15 protein-coding genes are annotated in these 15,760 nt (G+C 30.9%); all 15 read left to right on the top strand.

The features are described 5' to 3' along the window. The first annotated feature begins 15 nt into the window (after positions 1–15). A complete protein-coding gene (gene pta, locus FVE75_RS00940; RefSeq protein WP_147004794.1) occupies positions 16–1,020 on the top strand; it encodes a phosphate acetyltransferase in 1,005 nt (334 codons plus the stop codon). Between the two features lie 42 nt (positions 1,021–1,062). Then, positions 1,063–2,259, top strand: coding sequence for an acetate/propionate family kinase (locus FVE75_RS00945; RefSeq protein WP_147004795.1), 1,197 nt, complete (start codon positions 1,063–1,065; stop codon positions 2,257–2,259). Between the two features lie 65 nt (positions 2,260–2,324). Beyond that, a complete protein-coding gene (locus tag FVE75_RS00950; RefSeq protein ID WP_147004796.1) occupies positions 2,325–2,747 on the top strand; it encodes a flavodoxin in 423 nt (140 codons plus the stop codon). A 127-nt stretch (positions 2,748–2,874) separates the two neighbouring features. After that, a complete protein-coding gene (locus tag FVE75_RS00955; RefSeq protein ID WP_147004797.1) occupies positions 2,875–3,501 on the top strand; it encodes a DUF445 domain-containing protein in 627 nt (208 codons plus the stop codon). A 315-nt stretch (positions 3,502–3,816) separates the two neighbouring features. Continuing rightward, positions 3,817–4,827, top strand: coding sequence for a Holliday junction branch migration DNA helicase RuvB (gene ruvB / locus FVE75_RS00960; protein ID WP_147004798.1), 1,011 nt, complete (start codon positions 3,817–3,819; stop codon positions 4,825–4,827). 128 nt (positions 4,828–4,955) lie between these two features. Next, positions 4,956–5,669 (top strand): RsmE family RNA methyltransferase, encoded by a 714-nt coding sequence (locus tag FVE75_RS00965; protein ID WP_036070299.1) that lies wholly within the window; start codon positions 4,956–4,958, stop codon positions 5,667–5,669. Between the two features lie 184 nt (positions 5,670–5,853). Next, entirely contained in the window at positions 5,854–6,219 is a 366-nt protein-coding gene (gene rsfS, locus FVE75_RS00970) for a ribosome silencing factor (RefSeq protein WP_147004799.1), read from the top strand. Between the two features lie 77 nt (positions 6,220–6,296). Beyond that, on the top strand, positions 6,297–8,264 hold the full coding sequence (gene mrdA, locus FVE75_RS00975) for a penicillin-binding protein 2 (protein WP_147004800.1): 1,968 nt from the start codon (positions 6,297–6,299) through the stop codon (positions 8,262–8,264). 20 nt (positions 8,265–8,284) lie between these two features. Then, entirely contained in the window at positions 8,285–10,156 is a 1,872-nt protein-coding gene (locus tag FVE75_RS00980) for a ribonuclease J (RefSeq protein WP_147004801.1), read from the top strand. A gap of 1 nt (position 10,157) precedes the next feature. After that, positions 10,158–10,493, top strand: a complete 336-nt coding sequence (gene yhbY / locus FVE75_RS00985) for a ribosome assembly RNA-binding protein YhbY (protein ID WP_147004802.1) — start codon at positions 10,158–10,160, stop codon at positions 10,491–10,493. 24 nt (positions 10,494–10,517) lie between these two features. Next, positions 10,518–10,979 (top strand): divergent PAP2 family protein, encoded by a 462-nt coding sequence (locus FVE75_RS00990; protein WP_147004803.1) that lies wholly within the window; start codon positions 10,518–10,520, stop codon positions 10,977–10,979. Positions 10,980–11,301: 322 nt separating this feature from the next. Beyond that, on the top strand, positions 11,302–12,039 hold the full coding sequence (locus FVE75_RS00995) for a TlyA family RNA methyltransferase (protein ID WP_147004804.1): 738 nt from the start codon (positions 11,302–11,304) through the stop codon (positions 12,037–12,039). Positions 12,040–12,153: 114 nt separating this feature from the next. Next, the gene (locus FVE75_RS01000) at positions 12,154–13,470 is read left to right on the top strand and encodes a S41 family peptidase (RefSeq protein ID WP_147004805.1); all 1,317 of its coding nucleotides are present in this window, start codon (positions 12,154–12,156) and stop codon (positions 13,468–13,470) included. A gap of 44 nt (positions 13,471–13,514) precedes the next feature. Continuing rightward, complete coding sequence (gene rsmI, locus FVE75_RS01005) at positions 13,515–14,213, top strand: 16S rRNA (cytidine(1402)-2'-O)-methyltransferase (protein WP_147004806.1); 699 nt, start codon at positions 13,515–13,517, stop codon at positions 14,211–14,213. 644 nt (positions 14,214–14,857) lie between these two features. Further along, complete coding sequence (ylqF, locus tag FVE75_RS01010) at positions 14,858–15,733, top strand: ribosome biogenesis GTPase YlqF (RefSeq protein WP_147004807.1); 876 nt, start codon at positions 14,858–14,860, stop codon at positions 15,731–15,733. The last annotated feature ends 27 nt before the right edge of the window (positions 15,734–15,760 follow it).

The following is a 15,760-nucleotide window of genomic DNA, read 5'->3' on the forward strand; positions in this document are numbered from 1 at the left end:
GAAAGGAGAGAAATTATGAACACATTAGCGAATGAGTTAAAGGAAAAAGCTAAAAAGCTCCACAAGACAATTATCTTGCCTGAAACAGAAGATGAGAGAGTCTTAAGGGCTACAGAAAAAATTATTAAGGAGGGAATCGCAAAAATTGCTCTAGTTGGAGATGAGAAAAAGCTAAAGGAAAAAGCATCTGAAATTGGAATTTCGTTAGAAGGTGCAATTTTTTATAATCCTGAGTCATGTGCAACAATTGACGAGATGGCAGAACTTTTGAGAAAAAAAAGAGAGAAAAAAGGAATGACATTTGAAACTGCAAAAGCGACACTTATGTCAGATTCAAGATATTTTGCGGCAATGCTTGTACATCAAGGAAGAGTAGACGGAATGGTAGCAGGTTCATCTTCACCAACAGCCCATGTCCTAAGAGCTGCAATTCACATAATTGGGCCAAAGGAAGGGCTAAAGACAGTATCAAGTTCTTTTATTATGATAACAAATACTCCTGAATTTGGAGATAATGGTACTCTTGTGTATTCAGATGGTGGAGTAATACCTAGTCCAACAGCTATGCAGCTTGCCGATATTGCTATTTCTGCAGCGGAAAAAGCTAGATTTACTGCTGGGATAAAAGAGCCTAAAGTCGCATTTCTATCATTTTCTACAAAAGGGAGTGCAGATGGAGTGTCTGTAAGCAAAGTCAGAGAAGCTATCGAAATTTTAAAAGATAGAAATGTTGATTTTGACTTTGATGGAGAATTACAGCTTGATGCTGCGATTGTGCCAGAAGTAGCTGTTGCAAAAGCACCTGGATCAAAAGTGGCAGGACAGGCAAATGTATTGATTTTTCCAGATTTAGATTCAGGAAATATTGGATATAAATTGACACAGAGACTGGCTAAAGCAAAAGCGTTAGGGCCATTAATTCAAGGGTTGGCACGTCCAGTTCATGATCTTTCAAGAGGATGCAGTGTGGAAGATATAGTAGAAGTTGTTGCAATTACTGCCGTTGAATCAGAAATGTAAAACATAAATAAAAATACAGATAAAAAATTTGGAGGGAAATTTATGAAAATTTTGGTAATAAATTGTGGAAGTTCATCAGCAAAATTTGAACTTATTGACATGACAAATGAGCAATCACTAGCTAAAGGAAATTGTGAAAGAATAGGAATTGCAAATCCTATTTTCAGTTACAAGAATTTATTGACTGGAGAAAAAATTGATAAAATGGAAGTTCCAATGGAAAACCATACAGTTGCGGTAGAATTGATTCTAAAAACACTTCAAGATGAGAAAATAGGAGTAATATCAAGTGTGGATGAAATAGATTCTATTGGGCATAGAATAGTACATGGAGGAGAATATTACGATGATTCTGTAATCGTAGATGATGAAGTTATAAAAAACCTTGAGGAAATAGCACCGCTTGCACCTTTACATAATCCTGCACATCTTATGGGGATAAGAGTTATTCAAAAACTTCTTCCAGGAAAGAAAAATGTGGTAGTGTTTGATACAGCTTTCCATCAGACAATGCCGCCAAAAGCATACATGTATGCTTATCCTTATGAAGATTATACTGACTTGAAAGTGAGAAAATACGGATTTCATGGAACTTCTCACAAGTATGTAAGTGAAGTGGCAAGAGAAATGTTAGGAAAGGAAGATTCTAAAATTATAGTATGTCATCTTGGAAATGGAGCGAGCATATCAGCAGTAAAAAATGGTAAAGTTGTAGATACATCAATGGGAATGACACCGCTTGCAGGAGTTATGATGGGAACAAGAACAGGAGATGTAGATCCTGCCTCTGTTATTTATATAATGAGAAAAAGAGGACTTTCTTTGGATGAAATGAACAATAGAATGAATAAACAGTCTGGAATTTTAGGAATATTTGGAGAAAGTTCAGATTTTCGTGATTTAGATGCAGCAAGAAGAAGTGGAAATGAAAAGGCTCAATTAGCTTATGAAATGTTCTGCTATAGAATACAGCTTTATATTGGAGCCTATATTGCGGCAATGAACGGTGTTGATGCAATTGCCTTTACTGGTGGAATTGGAGAAAATTCAGTTGGAGTGAAAAAACATATATGTGAATCGCTTTCATACTTTGGAATCGAACTTGATGAAGAAAAAAATGCACAAAGATTACCAGGGAATATAGAATTGTCAACCAAAAATTCAAAAGTTAAAATATATAAGATTGAAACAGCAGAAGAGCTTGTAATTGCAAGAGATACTTATAGATTAACAAAATAAAAATACAGATAGCCAAACTTTAGGGTTTGGCTTTACAATAATTTATGACCAAAGAAAGGAAAACTATGGCAACATTAAATATAATTTATTACACAGGTACTGGAAATACTGCAGATATGGCAAAATACATTGGTGAAGGAGCAGAAAATGCTGGAGCCGATGTAAAATTGATAAATGTAGAAGAAGCTGATGAAAGTGCAATAAATGCTGATTTTGTAGCATTTGGATCGCCTGCTGTCGGAGCAGAAGAAATTGCACCAGAAATGGTTGAATTCTTTGAAGGGATAAAAGAACAGATTGTTGGGAAAACAGTTGGACTTTTTGGTTCTTATGACTGGGGACAAGGCGGTTGGATGGAAACTTGGCGTGAAGAAATGATAAATGAAGGATTTTCTATTGTAAATGATGGTCTTATAATTCATCTAGCTGTTGATGATGATGAAAAAATTGAGAAATGCAAGGAATATGGAAAAGCAATAGTTGGTTAATTTTAACTTTAAAAAATGAATTAATAAAATTTAGAAAATCTATAGTTTGAATAAAAATTATAACTTTTGATATCAATTTTAAATAAATTACTGTAAAATTTTCATAGTTATAAATATGGAGGAAAAATTGGGAAATTTATTAATACAGCTGGCTATAATGGTCTTTGTTGGAACACTTATAGGATGGTTTACAAATTATCTGGCAATAAAGCTGCTATTTAGACCTTATAAGGAAGTAAACTTTCTATTTTTTAAAATACAAGGATTAATTCCTAAAAATCGAGACAGAATATCAGAAAACCTTGCTGAAACAATCGAAAAGGAGCTTATTTCAGTAGAGCATATTACAGCAAAACTAAAGGATAGTGATGTTATTAATGATGATGTTTTAGATAAACTGCTTGATAAAGTTATAGGAGAAAAGCTTAAAAATAGTGTGTTAGAAAAAAATCCACTATTAAAGATGTTTTTAAATGATTCGTTAATTGAAAAAATAAAATCATACTTTAAAAAGTCCATTTTGGAAAATAAAGAGGAAATAGTGGAAGAAATAATAAAAATCGCAGAAGATAAAATAAATTTTAAAGAAATTATGCTTGAAAAAATGAAAAATTTTTCATTAGAAGAAATGGAAAAAATTATTTTGTCTGTGTCTAAAAATGAATTGAAACATATTGAGATTATTGGTGGGGTATTAGGAGGAGTGATTGCATTATTCCAGTTTTTCGTAATGTTATTATTAAAACAAATATAAAGAATATTTTAAAATTTTATTTTAGATTATGTTGTTTATAGATATTTTTCTATAATTTTTAATTTTTTTATTTATTTTTGCAGGATTGCTCATTGCCGCAAATCCTGCACCTATGGCTAGACTACGACTTTTATTTGTCCAACTCCGAAACTCCTCCTTACAGTCGTCAAACAGTCGTAGTTGAACAAATAAAAGCTCCGTCAATTTATCTAAAGCTAAAAAAAATTATTATTAATAAAAATATCTTAAAATAAAAACTATTATCTAATTTAGAAAATTTGGAAAATAAGAAATAAAAAATATTGAGGAGAAGGAATGAATGAGGAAAGAATATTGGAACCTAAGGAATTAGGGGAGGACAATATTCAAAGAAGTTTACGGCCAAAAACTTTTAAGGAATATATTGGCCAGAAAGATTTGAAAGAAAAAATGAATATATTTATAAAAGCTGCTAAAATGAGGAATGAATCGCTTGATCATATTTTATTGTATGGGCCTCCAGGATTGGGAAAAACTACGCTTGCAGGAGTTATTGCCACGGAAATGGGAGTGAACTTGAAGATAACGACAGGGCCTGTACTGGAGAAAGCGGGAGATTTAGCGGCTATTTTGACGTCTTTGGAGGAAAATGATATTTTGTTTATTGACGAGATTCATAGATTGAATACATCGGTAGAGGAAATTTTGTATCCTGCGATGGAAGATGGGGAACTGGATATTCTTATCGGAAAAGGGCCGTCTGCAAGAAGTATTCGTGTAGAATTACCACAATTTACGCTAATCGGTGCGACAACAAGGGCGGGACAGTTAAGTACGCCGCTTCGTGACAGATTTGGAGTTACTCATAGGATGGAGTACTATCAATTAGAAGATTTGAAAGAAATTATACGAAGAGGAGCAAATATTCTTAATATTTCGTATGATGAAGAAGGGATTACAGAAATCGCTAAAAGAAGCAGAGGAACTCCTAGAATTGCAAACAGGCTTTTAAAAAGAGCAAGAGACTTTGCATTGGTGGAAGGTTCGGGTGTTTTGGAAAAAGAAAGTGTTGATGGGATTTTGAGGCTTTTGGGAGTAGACGATAACGGACTTGATGAATTAGATAGAAATATCCTGCTTTCAATTATAAATGTGTATAATGGAGGGCCTGTTGGAATTGAAACATTGTCACTTTTACTTGGAGAAGACAGACGAACGATAGAAGAAGTTTATGAGCCATATTTGGTAAAAATAGGGTTTATAAAAAGAACACCACGTGGTAGAGTTGTAACCGAATTTGGCTATAAGCATTTAGGAATTGAAAAAATATTTAGTGAAAAAGAATAAAATGTGATAATATTATTTTAAAACAAGACTTAAAATTTATGATTATTTTTGCCTGCTCAAATCTTTAAAATTTTTATGTAGATAGGGCTAAAATATGATAAAAAGTAAAAAAATGAGGTGAAAAACTGTTGTTGACAGTAATAGCGGAAAAAGAAAATATTGATGAAAATAATGGAAAGATTTTGATAAAAGATAAATCAGACTGCAATCATATCCAAAATGTTTATCGTCTAAATATAGGCGATGAATTACGGATAATTGATGGTGAATATGAATATTTTACAAAAATTATTGAAATCTCAAAAAAGGAAGTTGCTGTAAAAATATCGGAAAAAAAAGAAGACAGCTACTCTTTAAATGTAAATATTGATGTTGCAATGGGAATTTTGAAAAATGATAAAATGAATCTGGCAATACAGAAGCTGACGGAAATTGGTGTAAATAGCATAATTCCCTTAAAAACTGAACGAGTTGTTGTAAAAATTAATGAAAAAAAAGAAAAATGGGACGTAGTTGTAAGAGAAACATTAAAACAGTGCAGAGGAATAAAATTTACTGAAATTACACCTGTGAAAAAACTTGCAGAAATTGATTATTCTAAATATGATAAAATAATATTTGCTTATGAAAATAGCGATGAATCAAAATCTTTGCCAGAAATAATAAAAAAAGAAGATAAAAATATTTTATACATAATTGGTCCAGAAGGTGGGATTACCCAAGAGGAAGTTAATTTTTTAAAAGAAAATAAAGCAATAGAAATTAGCCTAGGAAAACGTATTTTAAGAGCAGAAACTGCGGCAATTGTGGTGTGTGGCATTATTGCCAATTTTTATATATAATTTTTTATTTTGCTAAAAATTGAGAAATAAATTGAAAATTAGTCAAATATATAATATAATATACCTTAGTAGTGGTATCGTAATAATTTTTTTGTGAAATTTTGATAAATAAAAAATTTTAAAATAAAAAATTGAAATAGATTTTATAAATAAAAATAATATAAAAAGAAAGGGAATTTTTAGAATGAGTGAAATAAATAATAATTATGAAAAAGAAGTTCAAGAGATAGTTAATATTATGGAAGATAAGAAAGCACAGGATATAAAGGTATATGATATGAGAGGGAAATCTCCATTTTTTGATTATTCAATTTTATGTACTGGTAGTTCTTCTAGAAATATTGAGGCAATAGCAACTGATATAAAGAAAAGTCTTGAGAATGTGAAAAGTGTGGAAGGGCTTGATGAGGCAAACTGGGTTTTAATTGATGCTGGAGATTTGATTATTAGTGTGTTTAGCAAGGATGCAAGAGAATACTACAGATTAGATGATTTTTATAATGGGGTAAATGAAAAAAATAGAGAAATTGACAAAAACGATGGGGAATAGATACCTATTTTACTGAAATAATATGTTTTTGGAAGTTTAATTGAGGAAAAATGCAATAAAATATGAAGAGGAAAATTATGAGAGAATTAGATAAAAAAGAAAAAAATGTACGATTTATAGTTTTTCTTGTTCTTGTAGGAGCAGTTTTTTTACTGTTGGTAGCACGATTGTTTACATTACAGGTATTAGATGCATCTCAGTATGCGGAACAGGCGTTACAAAATAGAATTAGAACCAATGTAATAAAGGCTACACGTGGAGAAATTTACGATAGAGAAGGAAAATTACTTGCAAAAAATACAACAGGTTATCAAGTAATTCATTCTCATACGCAACCATTAAGTCCTAAAGATGTAGCATTATTAAAAGAAGTAAAGAATATGACGCAAGAACAGATAGATGCGAGACTTTCTCAAGAACGAAAAGCGGTTGCAGAACGTATAAAGGAAACAATAGGCGATATAAAGAAAATAAGTCAGATAACAGGTTATCAAGTTGATTATTTGATTGACAGATTTTTTAAGCAGCAAAGAATGGGAACAGATAAAAAAATTCTTGTTATTGAAGATTTAGAAAAACAAGTTGCATTAAGAGCAATTGAAAAAATTGATAATGATAGAATTGATATTGTAGAGTATAACAAGAGATATTATCCAGAAGACTCTCTAGCTTCGCATGTGATTGGGTATGTAAAGCCAATTAGTGAAAAGGAATTTAAGGATTTGGAAAAAGAAGGTTACAGAAACAGTGACTTGATTGGAAAAAAAGGTGTAGAGCGTTCATATGATAAGGAAATGAAAGGTCAGGATGGAAAGGAAAATGTCGAAGTTGATGCCAAAGGAAATGTTATAAGACAAATGGAAACAACTGAAAGTGTCGCTGGAAAAAATGTCTATTTATCACTTGACTTGGAATTACAAAAATATATGACAGATGCCTTTACAGGAAAAAGTGGAGCATTTATTGCAATGGAGGCAAAAACTGGGAAAATTATTGCATTTGTAAGTAATCCTGAAATCAGTTTGAATTTATTGAGTTCAAGAATACCTGACAATCAGTGGAATGAACTAGTAAATTCAAAAGCTAAGCCACTTGTAAATAAAGGTATTGCTGGACTTTATCCTCCAGGATCTACTTTTAAAGCGATAACTGGAATGGGTATCTTAGAATCAGGTATTTCACCATATGCAACAGTAACTTCAACAGGACAATACCGATATGGGAAATTAATATTTAGAGATTCTCATAAATATGGAAATGGAGTAACTAACTTTGCAAAATCTATTGAACAATCTGTAAATACATATTATTATGTTTTCTCTCAAAAAGCTGGAGTAGAGAAGATAGTAAAATATGCAAAAGAATTTGGAATAGGGTCTAAAACTGGAATTGATATTCCGGGAGAACTAGCTGGAACTTTACCAAGCCCTGAATGGAAGAAAAAAAGATTTAAGAAGAAACAGGATCAGCGATGGCTACCTGGAGATTTGATAAATATGTCGATAGGACAAGGTTATGTGCTTGCAACTCCTATTCAAATTGCTTCTGCCTATCAGGCTATTGCAAATAATGGAGTTCAGTTAAAACCTACAGTTGTGGACAGATTTGTAACTTATTCAGGAAAAGTTGAAAATAATGCGCCAAAAGTTGTTAGAAAACTAAATGTAAGTTCAAAAAACTTAAAATTAATGCAAAATGCCTTAAGATTGCCTGTAAGCGGTTATGGAGGAACTGCAAAACTGTTAAGAATTGGAGGCTATCCAGTTTCTGCAAAAACAGGAACTGCACAAAATACAGGATTTGGAGATAATCACTCATGGATTGCGGGATATTTTCCATCAGATAATCCTCAAATTGTATTTGTATCCATTGTAGAAGGTGGAGGATATGGAGGAGTAGCTTCTGGAGATATGGCTCTTAAATTCATATTAAAATATAGAGATAAATATGTTATAAAAAAAGCTCAAGCAGAAATGCAGAAAAAAAGAGAGGAAGAAGAAAAGAAAAAACAGCAAGCAAATAATAAAAATTTAGCAAAAAGATAAAACAAGGAGGTGTTTACTAAATGTCAGAAAAAGAAAAAAATGAGTTTGGGAATCAAACTTTTAAAAGAAACTTTTCTAAAAAAGAAGATATTAATAAAATAAAATCTGGAATGAAAAGATTTAGAAGAAAAAACACGAATCGAAGACATTTAGATGAAAAAAATGAAGTACGTTATATTCCAAGAGTAAATGACAGGAATAGACATATAGACAAGGAAGTGGATGGAAAAGAAGAAAAGATGTATGTAATTCCGCTTGGAGGTATTGAGGAAGTTGGGAAAAATATGACAGCTTTTCAATATAAAGATGAAATTATTGTAGTGGATGCAGGACTTACTTTTCCGGAAGATGAACATTTGGGAATAGATGTTATAATTCCAGATTTTTCATATTTAGAATCAAACAGACATAAAATAAAAGGTTTACTTTTGACACATGGACATGAAGATCATATAGGAGCAATCCCTTATTTTTACCAAAAATTAGGAACAGAAAATATACCAATGTATGGTGGAAGACTGACACTTGCTCTTGCAAAAGCAAAATTTGAGAAAAAAGATGCAAAATTACCAAAAGAAAAAGTAATTAGCGGGAGAACAATCTTAAAAGTCTCAAAATATTTTACAGTTGAATTTATAAGTGTGACACACAGTATCGCAGACTGTTATGCAATTTGTATAAAGACTCCAGCAGCAACGATTCTACATTCTGGAGATTTTAAGGTAGACTTAACGCCTGTTGATGGAGAAGGATTTGATTTTGGAAGATTGGCTCAGCTAGGTGAGGAAGGTGTAGATTTATTGCTGTCAGATAGTACAAATGCACAAATTCCTGGATTTACACCATCAGAAAGAACAGTTGGGGAAAGCTTGAAAGATGAATTTGCAAAGGCTGATGGAAGAATTATTTTAGCTGCATTTGCTTCACATGTGCATAGATTACAGCAAATCGTAAATATTGCATCAAAATACGGAAGAAAAATTGCAATTGATGGAAGAAGCATGGTAAAAATCTTTGAAATCTGTTCAAATCTTGGATATTTGAAAATACCAAAAGATATAATGATTGACATTGATAAAGTTGAAACTTATCCAGCAAATAAAGTACTTATCTTGTGTACTGGAACACAGGGAGAACCGCTTGCAGCTCTTTCAAGAATTGCAAATGGAACACATAAGCATATTTCTTTAAGAGAAGGAGATACAGTTGTAATTTCGGCAACACCTATTCCTGGAAATGAAAAAGCGGCAACTAAAAATATAAATCAGCTTATGAAACGTAATGCAGATGTTGTATTTGAAAAAGGAATCGGAATTCATGTATCAGGACATGGATGCCAGGAAGAACAGAAACTTATGTTAAATCTAGTAAAACCTAAATTTTTCCTTCCTGTGCATGGAGAATATGCAATGATAAAAAAACATAAGGAATTGGCAGTTGCAGTAGGAGTACCTGAAAAAAATGTTATTTTATCAGAGAATGGAGCAAAACTGGAATTGTCGAAAACTAAATTCAGAACAGCAGGAAAAGTTCCTAGTGGTGCGACATTTATCGATGGATTTGGAATTGGGGATATTGGGAATGCTGTATTGAAAGATAGACAAAATCTAGCAGATGATGGAATAGTTATTATTTCGATTTCTCAATACAGAAACGGTAAGTTTAATAAGCAAGTTGAGCTTGTAACACGTGGTTTTGTGTATAATAAAGATGCAGAAAGCTTATTATCAGAAACAAAAGAGCTGATTAAAATAGAACTTAGCAGCATGGAAAATGAAGGAATAAAAGAGATTGGTAAGATTAAACAGAGAATAAGAGCGAAAATAGGAGAGTTCCTGAATAAAGAAACAGATAGAGAGCCTATTATTTTACCAATTATAATGGAGGTTTAGAATGATACAGCTTTCAAGTAAAGAGAGAGCTTTTTTAAAGAAATTGGCACATAACTTGGATCCGATTGTAAGAATTGGAAAGGATGGAATTGATGAAAATGTGTTAAAGTCAATTGCAGAAGTTGTGAAAAAAAGAGAATTAATAAAAGTAAAAATATTGCAAAATTCATCGATTGAATTTAATAGGGAAATGGGAGATGAAATTGCTCAGAAAACAAAATCAGTTTTTGTAGATAAAATAGGAAAAGTGCTAATATTTTTTAAGCCTAAAAATAAAAAGGATGCAAAAATTACACCTGAATTTAATGAGTTTAAAAAAAGTAAAAAAATAAAATAAAAAGAAAGTATAGAGGAAAAATAAATGAGTGGAGGAATACTGTTTGGAAACAGACTGCTTGATGTTGCAGCAATTTCGTGCTTTTTAGCACAGTTTTACAAAGTTTTTTTTCCTGTATTCAAGGGACAGAAACCTCAGTGGGCAAGACTTATCCAAACTGGCGGAATGCCAAGTTCTCACGCTTCGACGGTTGTTTCCCTTGTAACAGGTGTATTTTTATTAAAAGGATTTAGTTCAATTGAATTTGCAATTTCAATGGTTTTTGCTGGGATTGTCTTGTATGACGCAACAGGAGTCAGACAACAGGCAGGAAAACATGCTAGAGCTCTAAATACACTAGTAGATGCCATTGAACATCATGAAGGCATAGAAATAATTAATGAAAAATTTAAAGAACTTTTAGGACACACGCCAGTAGAAGTATTTTGGGGAAGTGTTCTAGGAATTGTGATTGGACTTTTGTTTAAAGGCTATATATTAGGATAAATATTAAATCGCAGTTATTAACTTAGCTGTGATTTTTTTGTAAAAATTTGAAAAATAGCTTAAAATATGGTAGAATAAATAGATTTATTAAATATATAAGCTGTTAAATATAGAGTAGTTTCACTATATTTTTGGCAAATATGATTTTAGTAATAAAAAATAAATAGAAAAATAAGAGATTTGTTTTATTATATACTCAAATTCCTTTTGATGCTAAGCCAATGAAAAAAGGCAATATAAAAGCAACATAACTTTTGGATTTGGCTTTAAATTAGTATTATTAGGAACTATCTTTTATTTAGAGAACTAGAAAGAGAAAGTAATGAAAAAAAGATTGGATTTAATCCTAGTAGAAAGGGAATTTTTTGAAACAAGGGAAAAAGCCAAACGGGAAATAATGGTGGGAAATGTCATTGTAAATGACCAAGTTGTAACAAAGGCTGGAACAATATTTAAAGACAATGATGAACTGAATATCCGGATAAAAGATAAGTTGAAATATGTAAGTCGTGGTGGACTAAAATTGGAAAAAGCCATAAAAACTTGGAATTTGGATTTTAGTGATAAATTGGTGCTTGATATTGGAGCGTCTACAGGCGGATTTTCAGATTGTGCATTGCAAAATGGAGCAAAGCGTGTATATAGCGTCGATGTTGGTAAAAATCAGCTTGATTGGAAACTAAGAAATGACGATAGGATAGTCTCGCTTGAAGAAATGCATATAAAAGACTTGAAAGAAGAAGATATTGAAAATCAAAAGGTTGATTTTATTGTAATAGATGTCTCTTTTATTTCCCTAACGAAAGTTATTCCTTATTTAGAGAAGTTTCTTGCTAAAGATGGAAAGGCTGTAATGCTAGTTAAGCCACAATTCGAAGTTGGAAGAGAAAAAATAGGAAGAAATGGTGTTGTGGAAAATGAGGAATATCACGATGAAGCCATAAAAAAAATAATTCACTTTTCAAAAGAATATGGATACGAGCTAATTGGCGTTGAAGATTCCCCAATAAAAGGGGCAAAGGGTAATAAGGAGTTTTTAATGTTGCTAAAATTTCCGTAAAAAGCAGTTTTAGTAAAAAAACAACAAAATACATGTTTAAAATTAAATGCAAAATTTATTATAAAAATATATTTTTATAATTATAATTGTTAAAATACATTATTAGGAGGAAAAATGAAAAAGAACAAAATAATGCAGGCAGTATTAGGACTTATATTGGTAAGCATGCCTTTATTTGCAGCTACCACTATAATAAAAACAACAAGGAATGACAAGAATACAAGTGCTGGATATTCAAAAGACACAACAGAGTTGAACAGAATTGTGGATGTAATAAATATTATTGAAAACAATTATGTTGGAAAGGAAGAAACTCCAAGCAAAAAGGAACTTTATGAAGGAGCTGTTGCAGGAGTTGTAAATAGTCTGAAGGATCCTTATTCAGAATACTTGTCTAAAGCTGATTTAGCAGACTTTTCTGAAGATATGGAAGGAGAATATGTTGGAGTTGGAATGAGCATAAGCAAGAAAAAGGGGGAAGCTCTTGAAGTTGTTTCGCCATTTATCGGAAGTCCAGCTGAAAAAGTAGGAATAAAAATAAAAGATAGAATTATAAAAGTTGATGGAAAAGATATTTTGCCACTTACAGCAAATGAAACTGTAAAACTTCTGAAAGGTAAGGAAGGAACAAAAGTTGATGTAGAAGTAGTTAGGGAAGGTAAAAAGGAGCCAATGAAATTTACATTGACAAGAGCTAAAATTAAACTGGAAATGGTTGAAAGCAAAATGCTTGAAAATAACATTGGTTACGTAAGTCTTTTAAGATTTGGAAATCACGTTGGAGCAGAAGTTGAAAAAGCTATTAAAGATTTACAAGCTAAAGGAATGAAAGGATTAATATTAGATTTACGTTCTAATCCAGGAGGTTCATTACAAGAAGCACAAGATATTTCTTCACTTTTTGTAAAAGAAGATTTAATTGTTTACTTAAAATATAAAAATGGACAACAGAGAAATTATAACAGAACTTCAAAAAATCTAGGTAATTTCCCATTAATCGTATTAACAAATAAAGCAAGTGCAAGTGCTTCGGAAATTGTTACAGGTGCAATTAAAGATTACAAACGTGGTACAATCATTGGAGAAAAAACATTTGGAAAAGGAATCGTTCAGCAAGTTATACCTTTGAGAACAGAGGATGCCATAAAACTTACTATTGCCCAATACTTTACACCAAAAGGGAACTACATTCATGAAAAAGGAATTGAGCCTGATATAGAAGTAAAAATGGAAGAACTGCTTGCATTAAAAGGGTATGCAAATGATAGTGAACAAGCTAGAAAAAATAGAGAAAAAGAAATAGAAGATATTATTATAAAAGATAAAGGTAAAGAAGAAGCTGCTAAAATTATTTCAGCTGGGGATGTTCAACTAAAAAGAGCAATTGAAGAAATGAATAAAAAAATAAGTGGAACAGGAAAAAGAAAATAATCGTTATCAAAATTAATAAAAGAAATTAAAATTAGGAGAAATATATGTTTTATGTTGTTGGTACGCCAATTGGAAATTTAGAAGACATAACTTTTAGAGCAATAAAAGTTTTGAAGGAAGTTGATTATATTTTTGCAGAAGATACAAGAGTCACTAAAAAACTTCTTTCTCATTATGAAATCGAAAAAACGGTGTACCAATACCATGAACATAATAAACTTCATCAAATTACAAATATTATTAATCTTTTAAAAGATGAAAAAAAAATTGCACTTGTAACAGACGCTGGAACGCCGTGTATTTCAGATCCAGGCTTTGAACTAGTAAATGAAATTTTAAAAGCTGAAATAAAAGTCGTTGGAATACCAGGAGCTTCATCAATTGTTACAGGTGCAAGTATTTCAGGGCTGGATATGCGAAGAATGGCATACGAAGGCTTTTTACCAAAGAAAAAAGGCAGACAGAAACTTTTCAATAAATTAAAGGAAGAAGAACGAACAATTGTAATTTTAGAATCCCCCAACAGAATTTTAAAAACTTTAAAAGATATAAAAGAATATCTGGGAGAACGTTACGTTGTAATTACAAGGGAACTTACCAAAATTTATGAAGAAATAATCCGTGGAAATGTTTCTGAAATTATAGAAAAGTTGGAAGAAAAGCCAATTAAGGGAGAAATTGTTTTATTTATAAGGGCAATAAATGATGATGGTATTTATTTAAAAATAACAAAAATAGAGTAATTTAATAGGGCGTGTCTGAAAATTCTCAAAATGATGAATTTTTAACAAATTTTTTCAAAATCAAAAATAATAAACACTGATTTTATTGTGATTTGTGTAATTTATAAAATCAAAAAAAAAATTAAAAACAACATAGATTTTGGGTTTTCAGATACAGCCTAATGTCAATAGAAGTTATAAAATTTTAATTTTTTACTAATGATAGTATGTAATTCAAAATTTATTAAATATTCGCTATTTAAACGGGGAATAGTATAAGACATATTAATTAATAATTACTTTTTCTTATTTTAAGTATTTTAATTAAACTATTTGTTGTAGTTAAATTAAAATTGTCGTGATTTTTTGGAAACAAAAAGTACTGTTTGAGCAAAGCGAGTTTAATTTTTGTTTCCAAAAAATGCTTAGACGAGCGGGGATTGCAAAGGGGATGGCGACTGTTCCCCTTTGCTTTATAAAAAAAAGTATAAAAAAGATAGAAAAAAATATTATTAATAAAAATATCTAAAGTAGAAATAAAAAAACAGATGGATAAATGGTTAGAAAAATTTAATAATATTGAGTTTTTATCTTTAATTTTAAAATTAACCTTAATTTTAGGATTAAAAATAAAAATTTAGAGAGAAAATGGAGAAAATGAAAGAATGAATATAAACTGGTATCCAGGGCATATGAAGAAAACAAAGGATTTAATTGTTGAAAATCTTAAGATAATTGATGTTGTTATTGAGATTTTAGATGCAAGGATTCCGATTTCTAGTAAAAATCCAGATATTTCAAAGCTGGCAAATAATAAGAAAAAGATTATTGTTCTGAACAAAGTAGATTTGATTGATAGCAAGGAATTAAAAAGTTGGGAAGATTATTTTTTGAAAAATAATTTTTCTGATTATTTTGTAGCTCTGAGTGTAGAAAAAGGGACTAATTTTAATGAACTACGAAAAATTACAGATAAAATTTATGCTGAGAAATTGGAAAAAATGAAAAAAAAAGGACTTCGTAAAACTGAAGTAAGAGCTATGATTGTTGGGATTCCTAATGTTGGGAAGTCTAAATTTATTAATAAATTTGTGAATAAAAATAAAGCAAGAGTTGGAAATACTCCAGGATTTACACGTGGAAAGCAATGGATAAAAATTGATGAAAAATTGGAACTGCTGGATACACCAGGAGTTTTATGGCCAAAGTTTGAAGATGAGGAGGTAGCTTATAATTTAGCGATTACTGGCTCAATAAAGGACAATGTATTACAATTGGAGCATGTTGCAATTAAATTTTTAGATAAATTAAAGGATTTGGGAAAAATAGACAATCTTGTAAAAGTGTATAATTTGGAAGAATATATAACTAATGAGGAAATTTTGGGATTGGAAAACCATAAGATACTGGAAATTTTAGAAAAACGGCTTGGTGTTTCTAAAAATGATGAACATAATTATGAAATTATTTCGAGAAGGCTTATGAAAGATTATAGAATGGGGAAAATAGGTAAGTTCTTCTTGGAAATCGCTAAAAATTAGCAGATAAGAATTTTTTTATTTAAATTG

Source organism: Leptotrichia hongkongensis, assembly GCF_007990635.1.
Lineage (GTDB): Bacteria > Fusobacteriota > Fusobacteriia > Fusobacteriales > Leptotrichiaceae > Leptotrichia > Leptotrichia hongkongensis.